The organism is Arthrobacter sp. B0316-1-20, assembly GCF_059091865.1.
Map to the genome: position 1 here is coordinate 197159 of NZ_JBNHHC010000005.1, position 16126 is coordinate 213284.

Sequence of the window (16126 nt, forward strand, 5' to 3'; positions counted from 1 at the left end):
TCCTGCCGCGGGCCTAGCCCTTGACGGCGCCTTGGGTCAGGCCGGAGACGATTTGGCGCTGGAACAACAGGACCAGCAGCACAATGGGAATGGTGACGATGATGGCGGCCGCGGAGATCGCGCCGACCGGGGACTCGAACTGGGAAGCGCCGGTGAAAAAGGCCAGCGCAGCAGGGACTGTCCGTGCGGCCTCGGTGGAGGTCAGCGAGATGCCGTAGACGAAGTCGTTCCAGGCGATGAAGAAGGCGATGATCGCCGTCGTGAAGACCCCCGGGGCGGCCAGCGGCACGATCGCCTTGCGGAACGCTTGCCACGTGGTGGCCCCGTCCACCTGCGCGGCCTGTTCCAGTTCCCAAGGGATCTGGCGGAAGAAGGCCGCCAGCGTCCAGATGGAGATGGGCAGGGTCAGCGACAGGTAGGGGATGATCAAGCCCGGCCAGGTGTCGTACAGGCCGATGTTCCGCCACAGGTTGAACAGAGGGGTGACGATCGAGATCACCGGGAAGATGGAGACTGCCAGCGCGGTGGTGAGGATGACCTTTTTGCCCGGGAAGTCCAGCCGGGCAATGGCGTAGGCGCAGAGCGTGGCCAGGACGACGGCGATGAATGTTGCGATCAGCGCGATGCCGATGGAGTTCCACAAGGAGCTCAGGAACAATTCCTGCGCTGTGCCGACCAGGATTTGTTCATAGTTGGTTCCGGTCCAGGTGGTGGGCAGGAACTTGCCCGTGGTCAGGTCACTGGGCAGCTTGAACGAGGTGGCCATGATGGACGCCACCGGGAACAGTGCGTAGAGCAGCACCAGGACGGAAATAATAATCCAGGTAACCCGCTCCTTGGTCCGTGATGCTCTCATCACCTACCTCCTCTCTGGCCGGCAAGGTCCACTTTGAACAGCTTGATGGCGATGAAACAAATCAGCAGCACGCAGACGAACAACAGCACGGACACCGCGGAGCCGAGGCCGATTTCCAAGCGCCCAATGGATGTCCGGTAGGCGAGGAGCGAGAGCACCTCGGTGTTGAACGCGCCGTTGGTCATGATGAAAACGTTGTCGAATATTCGGAACGCATCGAGCGCCCGGAACAGCACGGCCACCATGATCGCAGCCTTCATGTTCGGCAGGATCACCCGGCGCATCCGCTGCCACCACGTGGCGCCGTCCACTTCCGCGGCTTCGGTGAGCTCATCGGGCACCTGCGCCAGGCCCGCCAGCAGCAGCAGCGAAATGAACGGGGTGGTCTTCCAGATTTCGCTGGCCATGATCACTGCCAACGACGTCCACGTCCCCGCGAACCAGTTGAGGTCAGGACTGATTCCCGGCACCCAGTTAAACCAGGTGTTCACGAAGCCGGAGTTGATATCGAACATGTAAAACCAAGCAAACGCGGAGACCACGGTGATGATCCCGTAGGGGACCAAGATGGCGGTTCGCAGCCAGCCTCGCACTGCCTTGAGCGCCTTGTGCATCACCAGCGCCAGTGCGAAACCCAGAATGAGTTCCACGACGACGGTCACCACCATGATCAGCAGCGTCACCCCGAGGTCCCGCCACCAGACCACGTCCGTCAGGACCACGCCGTAGTTGCCCAGCCCGACGAATGCGCGCTCGTCAGGGGCGGTGAGCCGGAAGCTGAACAGCGAGTCGAACACTGCCTGCAGGATCGGGTAGGCGGTGACGGCCAGCATGATGACGAAGGCCGGGCCCGCCAGCCACCAGCCCAACCGGCGCTCCGCTTTGGCACGCTCACTGAACTGCTGGACGGCGCGGCGCTTGCTGGCCCGCCCGGTTTCGCCGCTCGGGAGAGTGGGCGTTTCGGTCGTGGTGCTCACAGCAGGTTCTCCCCCCGTAGGACGGAAACAATGAAGTCCGATGTCTCCTGTGGCGTGATGGCGGGATCCACCAGATCCGGCGGGGCGAAATTCTGCTGCAGGCTGGTGGAAACCTCGTTGTAAAAGACCGTCTGCGGACGCGGCGCCGCCAGTTCCAAGGATTCGCGAATGGTGTCGGCCATCGGGAAGGCTTCCTTGATCCGCGGATCGTCATAAGCCTCAGTGTTCGAGGGCGGGTTGCCGTTGGTAATGAAGTACTCAGCCTGGTTCTCCGGGGAGACGATGCACTCGATGGCGGCGTAGGCTAGATCGGGGTGTTTGCTGGCCGCCCCAACGCCCAGATTGATGCCGCCGAGCGGCGGCGCAGATTGCTCGCCTTCCGTCATCCGCGGGTAGAGCGCCCAACCGATGTCCTTGGTCAGCGATGGATCCAGGGAGCCATCCTCCACCGCGGCGTTGGTCGCCGGCCAGACGAACGGCCAGTTGACCATAAACGAGCCTTTGTCGCCTTGGAACAGGATCATCGAATTGTTCTCGTCCTGGGTTGGCAGCCCGGGCCCGCCCAGGCCGTCCTTGCCGATGGTGGAGATGACCTGGGCGGCTTCCTCGCCGGCCTTGCTGGCCAGACCCAGCTGAATCTGGTCGGCCTTAGCCTCGGGGTTCTCCAGAATGTGGCCACCGGCCGATTCGACCAAGGCATTCAGCCAGACGGTCATGGATTCGCCGCGCTGGCCCTGCACGCCCAGGAACTTGTCTTCCTTGGAAGCGGCCTCGATCAGTTGTTGCCAGGTGACCGGTTTCGTCATGTCCAGTCCCGCCGCCTCGGCCACCGACTTTCGGTACCAGAGCAGTTGAGTGTTGGCCCAGAACGGAACGGCTACGAGTTTGTCTTTCCAAGTGGCCCCGGTGAGAGCCCCCTCCACCACGTTCTGCGTGGTGCGCTGCGCGACCGTCTCCGGGACAGGAGCCAGGAATCCCGGCTCCGCCAGTTCGGGGATGAACGGTGGATCAAGGCTCATAATGTCCAGTGACGAGTCGCCGGCCGCCAGCCGCCGGGCCAGCTGCTCCCGCTGCGATGCGGCGTCATTGGGCAACAACGAGGTCTCGATCCGGTACTCGCCGCCGGCAGCCTGGGTACACTTTTCGGCAATCGCTGCCTGGCCGCCGGCGTCCGGGTTGATGTACCAGGTCAGGGTGGGAGGTCCCTCGTCAGCGCCGCAACCGGCCAGCAGCGTCGCTCCGAGCGCCAGCACTACGGCTGCTCCGATTCGGGCTGTAGCACGCCGGTTGCGCGGCCGGTCTCCGTCTCTGGGCATCGGCTAGCCTCCACGTTCTGGTTGACGCTCCGGCTGCCCGGCTTCTGTCGCTTGAAGGTGCCACGCAGCCTCGTAGAAGTAGAGCGTATTATCCTGCAGGCAAATGCGCCATGGTTCGCGCGGGCGCGGGCCCGGCCGGCGGTGGGAATACGGCGAGCAGCATGGGGCGTTGTGCCGCATACCGTCCGGCATCTGCGGGCGCAGCGTGAGGGAAAGGCGAGCATGGGGAATTCACGTGGGAAATTCAACTGAAAACGCCCGGCGGCGGGAAAGCTGGCTGCGCTTCCGGGATAACCGGAACCAGGCGTTGGCCGTCGATCACGGCTGGCTGACGCTGACCTCGCTACAGTGGCTTCCCGCCGAGCCGACACCGTTGGACCAGATCACGGGCCTGTGGAGTGCCAACGGACCCGCCTCCGCCGGGGGACATGCCACACTGACAGCCAACGCCGACGACGGCTTGTACTTCATGGAAACCGGCGAGCCGGCGGTCGGGACTTTCACAGCCACGTTGGGCAATGAGGAATCGCTGCTGTGGGTGCGCCGCGGCAGCATCGCCGTCGAACTCGCCGCCCGTGGCGACCGCTATGCGGTCCGGACGCGGGACAATGACTCACCGGTACACGCAGACTTCAAGGCCGTTCCGGTCTTCGACTACAACCCGGACCTGGTGGTTACCGGCCGGTTCAATGAATTCGACCAACCGCGGACCCTCCCCATCGCCACATCGAACCCAGACGTTCCAGGCGCCATCACCGCGGTGGGCACGGTCAGTTTCGAGCTCGACGGCTCCGGGTACACCCTGATGGCCGAACCGGAGAAACTGGGTGCGTTGTCGCTGAACTTCCATGACGCCACCAACGGCGACACCACGGCGGGTTGGCGTTCCGTCGCCACACGCCGTCCCGGGCCTGACGGAACCGTGCTGATCGATTTTAACCGTGCCACGAATTTTCCCAGCGCTTTCACCGACTTCGGCACCTGCCCGATGCCGGTTGACGGCAACGTCATAGCAGCCCCGGTGGAAGCCGGTGAACGCCGGGCGCGCTGACTTCTCGGCCGAACGATGGCGCCGAAAGCCGGTCTGGGGGAGGATCGTCGAATGGGACCGACAGCGGACGACTTCCGCATCATCACAGACGACCTGGCCGGCCGCTTCGCTGAATTGCCGGACGATGCCTGGGGCAAGCCGGCGCTTGAGCTGGCGTGGGACTGTCGCGAGACTGCCGCCCACATCATGGACGATTTCGCGTTCTACGCGATGCAGCTGTCCGGTCGCCAACCGCCGCAGGACGACTACGTGGTGCTGGTGGATCCGCCGGCTTGGCGGTCAGGCGGGCCGGACATCTTGTTGTGGCCCGATCCGGCGACGGGGACTGCCGGAATCGTCAGCTGCTTCGATGCCGCGGCCGGCCTGCTGTATGCCGTCACCGCCACTGCGCCGGCAGGGCACCTGGGCTACCATCCGGCGGGAATCTCGGACGCGTCCGGTTTTGCTGCCATGGGTGTGGCCGAAGCCGTGCTGCACGGCTTCGATATCCTCGCTGCCCAGGGGATCGACTACCGTCCGGACGACGGGGTGATCGGGCGGACGATGGACCGGATTTTCCCGACGGCGGAGCGGACCGGCGATATCTGGCAGGACCTGTTGAGGGCCAGCGGCAGGACCTCCGAAACCCGCGGACAGAAGTGGCGGTGGGACTCGTCGGTCCGCGGATGAGTCCTGCGGGCGGGAGCGTGGCGGGGGCCGTAGGCTGGTAGCAGTCCTGCGAGGATGCAGGGGAACCGACGGAAGCCGCTATGACCGTAGACAAGAACACGCGCCGGCTCGAAGACAATATCGAGACCGATTTTTCGGACAAGATGAGCTATGGCTCCTACCTGTCCCTGGACCAGTTGCTCTCTGCCCAGCACCCGGTGAGCCGTCCGGAGCACCACGACGAACTTCTGTTCATCATCCAGCACCAGACCTCCGAGCTGTGGCTGAAGCTTGTGTTGCATGAGTTGCGCACGGTACGGCAGAAACTGCGCGACGACGACTTGCGCTTCGCGATGAAGGGCATCGCGCGGATCAAGCACATCCAGCGCTCGCTGACCGAGCAATGGTCGGTGCTGGCAACCCTCACGCCGTCCGAATACGCGGAGTTCCGCGGGTCGCTGGGATCGTCTTCGGGCTTTCAGTCCTATCAGTACCGTGCCGTGGAGTTCATGCTGGGCAACAAGAACAAGGGCATGCTGGACGTCTTCGCGAATGATCCGGCCGCGCAAGCCTTGCTCACGGAACTGCTCAATCAGAGCAGCGTGTACGACGAGTTCTTGGCTTATCTGCACCGGCACGGCTACCCGGTCCCGGCGGAATTACTGGACCGGGACGTGACCGAGGCGCACGTCTTCAACCCGGAACTGGTGGAGACCTTCACCTCCGTCTACGAGCACGCCGGGCAAAACTGGGACGTCTACGAGGCCTGCGAGGAATTGGTGGATCTGGAAGACAACTTCCAGCTCTGGCGCTTCCGGCACCTGAAAACAGTGGAGCGGACCATCGGCATGAAGCGCGGCACCGGCGGGTCCTCCGGCGTTGGCTTCCTCCGCCGGGCGCTGGAGCTCACGTTCTTCCCCGAGCTCTACGCGGTGCGCACGGAGATCGGCCAGGCTGGGCCAGTCGAATAAGGCGACCCGGGAGGGCTGCCGGCGGAGGCCGTTCGTTCCCCCGCCGGCAGCGGCCTGATGGCCGTCAACGCAGGTTGTGCGGCCCGACTGATTCCATGGTCGCACCCTGAGGCGGTTGGGGACAGGGGTGAAGCACGGAAGCCGCAAGCTGACGTCGGCGTCATGCGGCAGGGGAGGGGCCTGGTCCCGTGTATTTTTAGAGTGTGCTGATCTCCGACCGTGATATTCGTGCCGAAGTGGACTCCGAACGCATCATTCTTGATCCGTTCCAGCCGGACATGATCCAGCCCTCGAGCGTGGACGTGCGGCTTGACCGGTTCTTCCGGCTGTTCGACAACCACAAGTACGCACACATCGACCCGCAACTGGAGCAGCCTGAGCTCACCCGGCTGGTGGAGGTGGACCCGGAGGAGCCGCTCATCCTGCATCCGGGCGAATTTGTCCTCGGATCCACGTACGAGACGGTGACACTGCCCGACGACATCGCCGCCCGGCTGGAGGGCAAGTCCTCGCTGGGACGGCTCGGCCTGCTGACCCACTCGACGGCAGGTTTCATCGATCCCGGTTTTTCCGGACACGTGACGCTTGAGCTCTCCAACATGGCGACGCTGCCGATCAAGCTCTGGCCGGGCTCCAAGATCGGCCAGTTGTGCTTCTTCCGGCTGTCGTCGCCGGCAGAGCATCCGTACGGTTCCGGCGAATACGGCAACCGCTACCAGGGCCAGCGCGGCCCCACCGCGTCGCGCAGCTACCAGAACTTCCACCGCACGGTCATCGAACGCTGATCCGGCAGGCTGCGTGCGCGGCGGCGCAGCCAGGGCCTTCGGAAACCATCCCGGACCCAGCCCGGCGGACTGAGCCCGGCGGGCTGAGCCTGCGGGACTCAGGCCGCGGGAGTGGTGGCCCGCTGGATCTTTGCCGGCGTTTTGACCGGGAGCAGCAGCAGCAGGCCGGCCAGCAGCACTACCAGGATGCCCAGGATGCCGTAGCGCTGTTCGCCGAAGACGGTGATAAACAGTGCGAACAGCGACGGCGCCAGGAAGCTGACGGCCCGGCCGGTGGTGGCGTAGAGGCCGAAGAACTCGCCTTCCTCGCCGCGCGGCGCGAGCCGGGCCAGATAGGCGCGCGACGACGATTGGGCCGGTCCGACGAACAGGCACAGCAGCAGGCCAAACACCCAGAAAGTGGTATCGCCGGTCCAGGTGTTGCCGAAGAACACATGGTCGCCGGCGCCCAGCACGAAGATGGCGGCCGCCGCGACGATCAGTCCGGACAATGCCCAGACGATGACGTTCTTCGGGCCGACCCGGTCGTCCAGCACCCCGCCGCAGACGGCACCGAGCGCCGCCACGACATTGCCGGCGATGGCGAAGACGATCACCTGGCTGAGCGAGAAGCCGAAGGTGCCGGCGGCGATCACCCCGCCGAAGGTAAACACCGCGGCGAGCCCATCGCGGAAAATGGCACTGGCAATCAGGAAGAAAATCGTGTGCGGGCTGGAGCGGAAGATTGCCTTGATGCGGCGGAAGAGCAGCCCGTAGGAAGCGAAGAAACCCAACGACGCGGCCGCCGGCTGCCGAGGGATCTCCGGAACGGCAAACAGCACCGGCAGCGCGAAGACCATGAACCAGACGGCGCAGAACACCGCCACCAGGCGGATGTTCAGCCCGTTGTCCGCGGTGGCCCCGAACCAACCGGTTTCCGGCAAGACGAACCCGACGAGTACCAGGGACAACGCCACGACCCCGCCAACATAGCCCATCGCCCAGCCGAAGCCGCTGACTTTGCCGATCGTCGACGGGGTGGAGATCTGCGTGAGCATCGCGTAGTAGTTCACGTTCGCGAACTCGAAAAACACGTTGGCCAGGGCGATCAGCGCCACGCCGAGGAAGAGGAACCCCGGCGATGGGAAGACGAAGAAGCAGAGGCCGGTCAGCACGGCCACCGCCACACTGTTGACGCCAAGCCAAAGTTTGCGGCGGCCGCCGGTGTCCGAACGCTGACCGGTAACCGGCGCCAGCAGCGCGATGGCGAGTCCGGCTATGGCCAGTCCGTAGCCGAGGATTTCCGAGGCGAACGCCTCGCCGCCGAATGCATCGCTGGTCAGATAGACGGTAAAGACAAACGTTGTCATCACGGCGTTAAAAGCGGCCGAGCCCCAGTCCCAGGATGCCCAAGCCAAGACGTGCTTCTTGTTCAGCCGTTCTGCTGCCGCACCGCCAGCTTCTTGGGTTGCCGGTATGCCCACCGAGTCAGTCATACCGCGATGCTATCCGTTTCGCCCGCTGCGAACTTTGAGCAGCGCCGCGAGCCCCGTGAATCTTTGCCTAACAGTGAGTCCGACGGCCAGGCGGGGGAGGCCGGGCGGCTGGAGATCACGCCCCGCGGGGGCGGAACCGTTTATGCCATGGGTAGAATGGAGCATCGCCCTGTCCGCCTAATCCTTGCCAAACCTGAAGGAAGTTCCGGAGTATCCTCGTGCTGATTGTGCTCACCATGCTTTTTGCGGTGGCCTTTGTAGCGCCTCTGATTTTCCGGAAACTCGGCCGGTCAACCTTCTACATTCTGGCTGCGGTTCCTGCCGCCGGTTTCGTCTGGCTGATTGCCACGTTCGGCAACTACACCAACGCGAACCAGAAAGCTCTTGACGGCGCTCCCAACGCTCCGCCGTCGGAAGTCTTCGCCTGGGTGCCGGGCCTGCAGCTGGAGCTGGCCTTCCGGATGGACACCCTGGCCGCGGTGCTCTGCATCCTTATTCTCGGTGTCGGGGCCCTGGTGCTGTTCTACTGCGCCCGCTATTTCAAGGCCGACGATCCTGACATCGGTCCTTTCGGTGCACAGTTGCTGGCCTTCAGCGGCGCCATGTTCGGCCTGGTCACCGCTGACGACCTGATCCTGATGTACATCTTCTGGGAACTGACCAGCGTTCTCTCCTACCTGCTGATCGGGTACGCCAGGCACCGGCTGTCGGCGCGTAGGTCGGCGCTGCAGGCATTGATCGTCACCACCTTGGGCGGCCTGGCGATGCTGGTCGGCATCCTGATGATCGGCCAGACCGCCGGCACCTACCGGACGTCCGAGATCCTCGCCAACGCCGATTCGCTCCTTGCCCACGGCCAGATCATCGATATAGCCATCCTGCTGGTGCTTGTTGGCGCAATCAGCAAGTCGGCCTTGGTGCCCTTCCACTTCTGGCTCCCGGCGGCGATGGCCGCGCCGACGCCGGTCAGCGCCTACCTGCACGCCGCGGCCATGGTCAAGGCCGGCATCTACTTGGTGGCCTTGCTGGCTCCCGGATTCTCCGGCACCGAGTACTGGCACCCTGTGGTGCTGGGACTCGGGCTGCTGACCATGCTGGTGGGAGGCTGGCAGGCCCTGCGCCAGCACGACCTGAAGCTGATCCTGGCCTACGGCACGGTCAGCCAGTTGGGTTTCCTGACTCTCGTGTTCGGACTGGGCTCCCAGGAAGCTGCCTTGGCCGGCATGGGTATGTTGCTGGCCCACGGCTTCTTCAAGGCGACGCTGTTCCTGGTGGTGGGCATCATTGACCACCAGTCCGGAACGCGTGATATCCGCGAACTGTCGCATCTGTACCGCCAAGCTCCGAAGCTCTTTGTGGTCGCCTTGATCGGCACCGCCTCGATGGCCGGCCTACCTCCGTTGTTGGGTTTCGTTGCCAAAGAGTCGGTCTACGAAGCCTTCGTCCACCGTGAGGAGGCGTCCGGCTGGGTGGGCGGTCTGCTGCTGGCGGGCATTGTGATTGGCTCAATCCTGACCTTCGCCTATAGTGCCCGGTTTATCTGGGGCGGATTCGCGGCCAAGCCAGGACTGGAGGCCATCGAGTTCAAACCCGTTCCGTGGGCCTTCCTGGCCGCGCCGGCCATTCTGGCCGTGGCCACCGTGCTCTTCGGGCTCTGGCCGGTGCCGGTAGAAGAGGCCGTCGCGCCGTATGCAGGACTTTTCCCGTTGGATACGGTCGCCACGCATCTGGCGCTCTGGCACGGATTGACGCCGGCGCTGGGCCTGACAGCAATCACCCTTGCCGCCGGCGCAGCTTTGTTCATGCTGCGCACGCCGGTAGCCGCCTTCCAGGCGAAGATCCATTTCATGCCCGAGGCAGACCGGATCTACCGCGGCATCATCAACGTGCTGGACGAGGTGGCCATCTGGGTCACCGGCCGCACCCAGCGCGGTTCGTTGGTCTTCTACCTGTGCGTGATCTTGATCGTGGCCATCGTGACGCCACTCACCGCCGTCGTGCTGATGGATGCCCCGCTGCCGGAAAGCCTGGTCTGGTTCGATACGCCGGCGCAGGCCATCGCAGGGCTGATCGTGGCGGCCGGAGCGCTCGGTGCCATCCGCGCGAACAAGCGCTTCATGGCGGTGCTGATGGTCTCGGTGACCGGCTACGGACTGGCCTTTATCTTTGCCATCCAGGGTGCTCCGGATCTGGCCTTGACCCAATTGCTGGTGGAAACGATCTCCCTGGTGGCCATTGTGCTGGCGCTGCGTTCCCTGCCGGCGCGGCTATGGCTGCGCACACCCGGGCGTTTCAAACTGCTGCGCGCCATCATCGGTGCGGCATTTGGCCTGACCATGATCGTGATTGCGATGACCGCGATGGCGGCACGTACGGCAGATCCGGTGTCACTTGCCCTGCCGAAGTTGGCCTACGAGGACGGCGGCGGCAGGAACATCGTCAACGTCATCCTGGTGGACATCCGGGCGTGGGACACATTCGGGGAGATTTCCGTGCTGGCTCTGGCAGCTACCGGTGTGGCCAGCCTGATCTTTATCCGCGGCCGCGGAGACAAGCGCCCGCTGTCCGTTGACGCCGTTGCCAGCGGCTCGGTGGGCCGCGGCTACGAAATGGTGGCGCACTCGGACCGCGAGGCGGCGGCACTGGCGACCGCCCGCAAGTTCGCCGTGGTGCCGCGCGATGCCTGGCTCGTTGCCGGCCGGACGCTGGCGCCGGAACGCCGGTCCATCATCTTCGAGGTGATCACCCGGCTGCTCTTCCACTCCGTGATGATCTTCTCCGTCTACCTGCTGCTGGCCGGCCACAACCTGCCCGGCGGAGGTTTCGCCGGCGGGCTGCTGGCGGGCATTGCACTGACCATCCGCTATCTGGCCGGTGGGCGCGTCGAATTGGCGGAAGCGACCCCGGTCAGTGCGGGGCTGCTGCTGGGCTTGGGGCTTGCCGCCGCGTCCCTGACAGCCGTCGTCCCGATCTTCCTGGGCGGCCAGGTCTTCCAAAGCGCCATCATCGAGTTCAGCCTGCCGATTTTCGGTGACCACAAGTTCGTCACCTCGACGATTTTTGATATCGGCGTCTATCTGGTGGTGGTCGGGTTGGTGCTGGACGTGCTGCGCAGCTTCGGCTCCGAAATCGACGAACGAACCGAAGAGCGTACTTCCCGCAGCCGAAAGACGTCGGAACTCCACGCGCCGGCAACGATCGAGGAGGAGGTGTCCTCATGACGGTCAACCTGACACTGCTGCTGGTGATGGGCGTGCTGTTCGCGGTGGGCGTCTACCTGATCCTGGAACGTAGCCTGACCCGGGTGATGCTCGGCCTGATGCTGATCACCAACGGCGCCAACCTGCTGCTGCTCAGCACCGGCGGGCCCGCGGGACTGGCGCCGATCTTCGGCATTGACGTTCCCGCCGAGGCCTACAGCGATCCGCTGCCCCAGGCCTTGATCCTCACGTCCATTGTTATCTCCTTTGCGGTCACGGCGTTCATGCTGGCCATCATTTACCGCTCCTGGGTGCTGGGACGGCAGGACGAGGTCCAGGACGATATCGAAGACCGCCGCGTGGCAAACCAGCCGACCTTCGATGCGGAAGACGACGCCGAGATCCCGGCCGAAACCACCGAGTTCGTCCCGCCGGACGAGGCGGAGGAAACACCTGCAACCAACAGGGCCCGGACGGAGAGGGAGAAGTGAACGCCGCACTGATCGCGCCGCTGGCAGTAGTCCTGCCGCTGCTGGGCGCTGCCTTGGCGTTCGTCCTGATCCGCCATCCAAACGCCCAGCGCCGGACCGGTGCCATCACGCTGACCGTGACGCTGGCACTGGAGGTCGTCATGCTGGCCTCGGCCTGGGCCAACGGTGCCCAGGCCGTGAATATCGGCGGCTGGATCCCGCCGTTCGGCATCACCATGGTGGTCGATGAGCTTTCCGCACTGATGCTGGTGGTCTCTTCCGCGGTCAGCCTGGCGGTGCTGCTGTATGCCTCCGGCCAGGGCATGACGGACAGCGACGAAGAAGGTCCGGTTTCGATCTTCCACCCGACCTACCTGATCCTGGTGGCCGGTGTGTCCAACGCGTTCCTGACCGGCGATCTGTTCAACCTCTATGTGGGCTTCGAAATGCTGCTCACGGCCAGCTACGTGCTGATGACCTTGGGAGGCACCAGCCCGCGCATCCGCGCAGGGGTGACGTACGTCGTCGTCAGCGTTATCTCCTCGATGCTGTTCCTAGTGTCCATCGCGATGATCTACGCGGCGACCGGAACGATCAACATGGCGGACCTGGCGATCAAGCTTGGCGAACTGGAACCGTCGACGCAGATGACGCTGCACCTCATGCTGCTGGTGGCCTTCGGGATCAAGGCGGCGGTCTTCCCGTTGTCCTTCTGGTTGCCCGACTCCTACCCGACGGCGCCGGCGCCGGTTACCGCGGTGTTCGCCGGCCTGCTGACCAAGGTCGGCGTCTATGCCCTGATCCGCACCGAGACGCTGCTGTTCCCGGGCGACCGCCTGAACACGTTCCTGATGGTGGTGGCCGTGCTGACCATGCTGGTCGGCATCCTGGGTGCCGTGGCCCAGATCGACATCAAGCGCATGCTCTCCTTCACGCTGGTGAGCCACATCGGCTACATGGTGTTCGGTTTGGCGATGTCCTCGGTGGTGGGCCTGGGGGCCGCGGTCTACTACGTGGCGCACCACATCACCGTGCAGACTAGCCTGTTCCTGGTGGCCGGCCTGATTGAACGCCGCGGCGGCACCACCAACATGGACCGGCTCGGCGGCCTGGCCAAGCTGTCTCCGTTGCTGGCCATCTTGTTCTTTGTCCCGGCCATGAACCTTGCCGGGATCCCGCCGTTCTCCGGTTTCCTGGGCAAGATCGGCTTGGTGCAGGGAGGCGTGGACCTGGGCACTCCGATCGCCTGGGTGCTGGTGGCGGGCAGCATGATCACATCGCTGCTGACGCTGCTTGCTTTGGCCCGGGTCTGGAACCGCGTGTTCTGGCGGCGTCCGGAAGATGCCGAGCACCCGGATCCGGTCTTGGTGGCAACCAAGCCCGACGGGTCGGCGGTACGGACCACCCGGCACGTGGAGGAGCATCCGCACGGGCGGTTCACCGGGCGCGGCATCGTTCAGCTGCTGCCCATGCCGATGGTCTGGCCGACGATCGGGCTGGTGGCAATGGGCCTAGCCCTGACCGTATTCGCCGGCCCGCTCTTCGAACTGAGCGACCAGGCGGCACGGGAGATGCTGCAGCGCACGCCGTATATCGAGGCGGTCCTGGGCGACGGCGCCATGCAGGGTGGTGGCCAATGAGGAAACCGCGCATCTCCATCTGGGTCGAGCTGCCGCTGCTGGCCTGGCTGGTCTTCCTCTGGGGCGCTTTGTGGCAGGATTTTAGCGCTGGCAACCTGATCTTCGGTTTGCTGATCGCGCTGCTCATCGTGAACCTGTTCTACCTGCCGCCGGTCGAACTGAGCGGGCGTTTCAATCCACTGGCAGCGGTGATCTTCGCCGCGACCTTCGTGTGGAAGGTGGCGGTGGCGAGCTTCGAAGTGCTCTGGCTGGCCCTGACGGCCGGACCGAGGCTGCGCAACGCCGTGGTGGCGGTGCGCTTGCGAAGCCACTCGGACCTGCTGGTGACGGCCACAGGGCACGCCATCTCGCTGATCCCAGGAAGCTTCGTGGTGGATGTGGACCGGTCCACATCCACGCTCTACCTACACGTGATCGACGTGGCCACCAAGGAAGCCGCCGAAGACTTTCAGGCCGAGGTGCGAAAGATCGAGGCGGGCCTGATCCGGATGATGGGGACCAAGGAAGAACTGGAACTGGTCAAAGCTGAAGGTGCCGGCAGAAGAGGAGCAGCGTAAACGTGGAAATCATGTCGCTTGCCCAAATCGTCGTCATGGTCATTCTGGCCCTGGCCGCGGTGCTGGCGCTGGTCCGCCTGGTCCGCGGGCCGTCGCTGTTGGACCGGCTGCTGGCCATAGACGTGCTGCTGGCGGTTGTCTGCGCCGGACTGATCGTGGATATGGCGATCGGCGGCCACATGAACAGTCTGACGCTGGTCGTGGTGATCTGCCTGGTCGGCTTCATCGGTTCCGTGGCCGTGGCCCGATTCGTCACCGATGGGCGGCCCCGTGAACACTGACCTGATCCTCGACCTTGCCACTGCCGCCTGCTTGATCACCGGCTCGGTGATGTCCTTGGCCGCCGGCATCGGCCTGCTGCGGTTCCCGGACCTGCTTTCGCGGATGCACGCTGCCACGAAACCGCAGGTGTTCGGCTTGCTGCTGCTGCTGACGGGTTTGGGACTTCAGCTGGGCAGCTGGGCGGCGGTGCCCGTGTTGCTCATCGCGTGGCTGTTCCAGCTGCTCACCGTGCCGGTCTCGGCACACATGGTGGGCCGCGCCGGATACCGCACCAAACACTTGCGGAGGGAAATCCTCAGCGTGGACGACCTCGACGCGGTGGTGGAAGCGGCAGCCGAAGAAGAGCCGGAAGTGGAGTTCGACGCCGCAGCGGTGGACGCCGCTGGGACCGACGCGGCCGAGGTGGACGCCGCTGCGGCCGAGCCCGCCGACGCTGCGGACGGCGCTGCTGCTACGGGCGGCACGGACCCCGGGGTCGGTGACAGGCAGAGTGCGGCGACGGCGGCTGGTCCAGTCCGGAACGACCAGGACTCCACCGGGTCGCACAAGGCCTAGTGCCCCAGAAGGTCTGGTTCCGCACAAGGTCTGGTTCCGCACCAGGTCCAGGAGAGCTGGCGGGGACGAGGCTGCAGCCCCGTCCCCGCCAGCGTTTCCCGAATGCGCTCTAGACGATTTCCGGGGTCTTTTCGTAGTGCCGCACTGCCTTGGCGGTGGCCCGCTTGAGCAGTACCTGGACCACCCGGCCCACCGTGCCGGAGACCACCGCGAAAATCACGGCAGACCGCAGGCTGTTCTCCAGGTCATCGTCGGCCTGGGGTGCATCGTTGCCGGTGACCTTCTTCCACACGAAGCCCAAGATGCGGGTGGCTGCCAATCCGGCACCGACGCTCACCAGGGTGCCTAAGAGCCTCAATATAACGGTCATGCCTGCTCCTTTCCGGGGCGCCGCGTCCCCGTGTCATCAGCTCTGCCGCTCCCAGCCTACTGCCCGGCACCCGCCCATCCCGCCGTCGTCGTGCATTTTCCGGCGGGTAGTGGCCGAATGGGTCCGCCAGCCGGGCGAGTGTAGACTGGTTGCTGCTGCTAGACAGCACCTATAACGACAGGGGAGCGTCCGACCGACCGGCACACGCCGGACACGGGAGGGACGCTGAGAGTGCGGAGAGACCGCAGACCCTCGAACCTGCTCCGGTTAGTACCGGCGAAGGGAGTCGAGTTCTCGGGGCGCGCCGCTTGGACCGCCCTCCCCTCCTGCACCCAGGAGGATTGAAGTGAGTACCGTTTCGAATGCACCCACCACGCCCAGTCCCTCGCGCACGCCGCGCTATGGCTGGCGGGTGGTGGACATCGTCGTCGCCTCGGTGATTGCCGTGGCCGTCGGCGTCATCTTCTGGGCCTGGTCCGCGGCTTGGCCGCTGATCGAGGGCCTCACCGTGGCGTTCCCGCCCTCCGCGGGCCTCTACACCGGCGGATGGCTCATGGCCGGCGTGCTGGGCGGGCTGATCATCCGCAAGCCCGGCGCCGCGATCTACTGCGAGATGCTGGCCGCCATCGTCTCCGGCCTGCTGGGCACCAGCTTCGGCATGAGCGTGCTGGTTTCCGGCCTGATCCAGGGCCTGGGCGCCGAAGTCGTCTTCCTGCTCTTCCTCTACCGGAAATTCAACCTGCTGGTGGCGATGCTGGCCGGACTCGGCGCCGGCCTGGCGCTGTCGATCAGCGAGAACATCCTCTACAACATGCTCTGGGCGCCCGAATGGCAGCTGGCCTACGTGGGCTTCGCCGCGGTGTCCGGCGTGGTGATCGCCGGGTTGCTGCCTTGGCTGGCAGTCAAGGGCCTGGCGAGGACAGGCGTGCTGTCCTCCTTCGCGGCGGGCCGCGCGGCAGACGTCTGAGCCGTT

The 16126-nt window shown here is 64.9% G+C and carries 15 protein-coding genes, 1 pseudogene and 1 riboswitch; of the genes and pseudogenes, 11 read left to right on the plus strand and 5 right to left on the minus strand.

Annotated elements, in window-relative coordinates; all coding sequences use genetic code 11:
• Nucleotides 1–13: 13 nt before the first annotated feature.
• The 3 genes from AC5RW2_RS10450 to AC5RW2_RS10460 are packed head-to-tail and all read right to left on the minus strand — an operon-like array spanning nt 14 to nt 3149.
• Nucleotides 14–856, minus strand: a complete 843-nt coding sequence (locus AC5RW2_RS10450) for a carbohydrate ABC transporter permease (protein ID WP_493949224.1) — start codon at nt 854–856, stop codon at nt 14–16.
• Entirely contained in the window at nt 856–1833 is a 978-nt protein-coding gene (locus AC5RW2_RS10455) for a carbohydrate ABC transporter permease (protein WP_493962456.1), read from the minus strand. The genes AC5RW2_RS10450 and AC5RW2_RS10455 overlap by 1 nt, the downstream gene beginning before the upstream one ends.
• Entirely contained in the window at nt 1830–3149 is a 1320-nt protein-coding gene (locus AC5RW2_RS10460; protein WP_493962455.1) for an extracellular solute-binding protein, read from the minus strand. Before AC5RW2_RS10460 ends, AC5RW2_RS10455 begins: the two co-directional genes overlap by 4 nt.
• 235 nt (nt 3150–3384) lie before the next feature.
• On the opposite strand from AC5RW2_RS10460, the gene AC5RW2_RS10465 reads away from it, so the two are divergent.
• From AC5RW2_RS10465 to dcd, 4 genes are all read left to right on the plus strand, one after another.
• Entirely contained in the window at nt 3385–4200 is an 816-nt protein-coding gene (locus AC5RW2_RS10465) for a DUF1684 domain-containing protein (protein WP_493962454.1), read from the plus strand.
• A gap of 51 nt (nt 4201–4251) precedes the next feature.
• Entirely contained in the window at nt 4252–4869 is a 618-nt protein-coding gene (locus AC5RW2_RS10470; RefSeq protein ID WP_493949228.1) for a DinB family protein, read from the plus strand.
• Between the two features lie 80 nt (nt 4870–4949).
• Nucleotides 4950–5819 carry a tryptophan 2,3-dioxygenase gene (gene kynA / locus AC5RW2_RS10475; RefSeq protein ID WP_493962453.1) on the plus strand — a complete coding sequence of 290 codons (870 nt, stop codon included), beginning with the start codon at nt 4950–4952 and terminating at the stop codon, nt 5817–5819.
• A 203-nt stretch (nt 5820–6022) separates the two neighbouring features.
• Nucleotides 6023–6604, plus strand: coding sequence for a dCTP deaminase (dcd, locus tag AC5RW2_RS10480; protein ID WP_127512972.1), 582 nt, complete (start codon nt 6023–6025; stop codon nt 6602–6604).
• A 98-nt stretch (nt 6605–6702) separates the two neighbouring features.
• On the opposite strand, the gene AC5RW2_RS10485 is transcribed toward dcd, so the two are convergent.
• On the minus strand, nt 6703–8079 hold the full coding sequence (locus AC5RW2_RS10485) for an MFS transporter (protein ID WP_493962452.1): 1377 nt from the start codon (nt 8077–8079) through the stop codon (nt 6703–6705).
• A 218-nt stretch (nt 8080–8297) separates the two neighbouring features.
• Between AC5RW2_RS10485 and AC5RW2_RS10490 the strand changes: the two genes are divergently transcribed.
• The 6 genes and pseudogenes from AC5RW2_RS10490 to mnhG all read left to right on the plus strand — a co-directional run.
• On the plus strand, nt 8298–11300 hold the full coding sequence (locus AC5RW2_RS10490; protein WP_493962451.1) for a Na+/H+ antiporter subunit A: 3003 nt from the start codon (nt 8298–8300) through the stop codon (nt 11298–11300).
• Nucleotides 11297–11770: a Na(+)/H(+) antiporter subunit C gene (locus AC5RW2_RS10495; RefSeq protein ID WP_493949232.1), complete on the plus strand. Its 474-nt coding sequence runs from the start codon at nt 11297–11299 to the stop codon at nt 11768–11770. The genes AC5RW2_RS10490 and AC5RW2_RS10495 overlap by 4 nt, the downstream gene beginning before the upstream one ends.
• Entirely contained in the window at nt 11767–13389 is a 1623-nt protein-coding gene (locus AC5RW2_RS10500; RefSeq protein WP_493962450.1) for a Na+/H+ antiporter subunit D, read from the plus strand. Before AC5RW2_RS10495 ends, AC5RW2_RS10500 begins: the two co-directional genes overlap by 4 nt.
• Nucleotides 13386–13946, plus strand: a complete 561-nt coding sequence (locus tag AC5RW2_RS10505; RefSeq protein ID WP_493962449.1) for a Na+/H+ antiporter subunit E — start codon at nt 13386–13388, stop codon at nt 13944–13946. Before AC5RW2_RS10500 ends, AC5RW2_RS10505 begins: the two co-directional genes overlap by 4 nt.
• An 11-nt stretch (nt 13947–13957) precedes the next feature.
• On the plus strand, nt 13958–14227 hold the full coding sequence (locus tag AC5RW2_RS10510; RefSeq protein WP_493962798.1) for an MrpF/PhaF family protein: 270 nt from the start codon (nt 13958–13960) through the stop codon (nt 14225–14227).
• Nucleotides 14205–14573 (plus strand): annotated as a pseudogene (gene mnhG / locus AC5RW2_RS10515) (monovalent cation/H(+) antiporter subunit G); the annotation flags it as partial. The gene AC5RW2_RS10510 and the pseudogene mnhG, both read left to right, overlap by 23 nt.
• 319 nt (nt 14574–14892) lie before the next feature.
• Here mnhG and AC5RW2_RS10520 read toward each other — a convergent pair.
• A complete protein-coding gene (locus tag AC5RW2_RS10520) occupies nt 14893–15153 on the minus strand; it encodes a DUF4235 domain-containing protein (protein ID WP_493949235.1) in 261 nt (86 codons plus the stop codon).
• A 169-nt stretch (nt 15154–15322) separates the two neighbouring features.
• Nucleotides 15323–15455: riboswitch (TPP riboswitch) on the plus strand.
• A gap of 44 nt (nt 15456–15499) precedes the next feature.
• Here AC5RW2_RS10520 and AC5RW2_RS10525 point away from each other — a divergent pair.
• Nucleotides 15500–16120 carry an ECF transporter S component gene (locus AC5RW2_RS10525; RefSeq protein ID WP_493949236.1) on the plus strand — a complete coding sequence of 207 codons (621 nt, stop codon included), beginning with the start codon at nt 15500–15502 and terminating at the stop codon, nt 16118–16120.
• Nucleotides 16121–16126: the final 6 nt, after the last annotated feature.

Bases quoted from the DNA above. Each gene is read 5' to 3' on its own strand.
- AC5RW2_RS10450 (WP_493949224.1), bottom strand. From the start codon at position 856: ATGAGAGCATCACGGACCAAGGAGCGGGTTACCTGGATTATTATTTCC.
- AC5RW2_RS10460 (WP_493962455.1), bottom strand. From the start codon at position 3,149: ATGCCCAGAGACGGAGACCGGCCGCGCAACCGGCGTGCTACAGCCCGA.
- AC5RW2_RS10470 (WP_493949228.1), top strand. From the start codon at position 4,252: ATGGGACCGACAGCGGACGACTTCCGCATCATCACAGACGACCTGGCC.
- kynA (WP_493962453.1), top strand. From the start codon at position 4,950: ATGACCGTAGACAAGAACACGCGCCGGCTCGAAGACAATATCGAGACC.
- AC5RW2_RS10485 (WP_493962452.1), bottom strand. From the start codon at position 8,079: ATGACTGACTCGGTGGGCATACCGGCAACCCAAGAAGCTGGCGGTGCG.
- AC5RW2_RS10495 (WP_493949232.1), top strand. From the start codon at position 11,297: ATGACGGTCAACCTGACACTGCTGCTGGTGATGGGCGTGCTGTTCGCG.
- AC5RW2_RS10505 (WP_493962449.1), top strand. From the start codon at position 13,386: ATGAGGAAACCGCGCATCTCCATCTGGGTCGAGCTGCCGCTGCTGGCC.
- AC5RW2_RS10510 (WP_493962798.1), top strand. From the start codon at position 13,958: ATGTCGCTTGCCCAAATCGTCGTCATGGTCATTCTGGCCCTGGCCGCG.
- AC5RW2_RS10520 (WP_493949235.1), bottom strand. From the start codon at position 15,153: ATGACCGTTATATTGAGGCTCTTAGGCACCCTGGTGAGCGTCGGTGCC.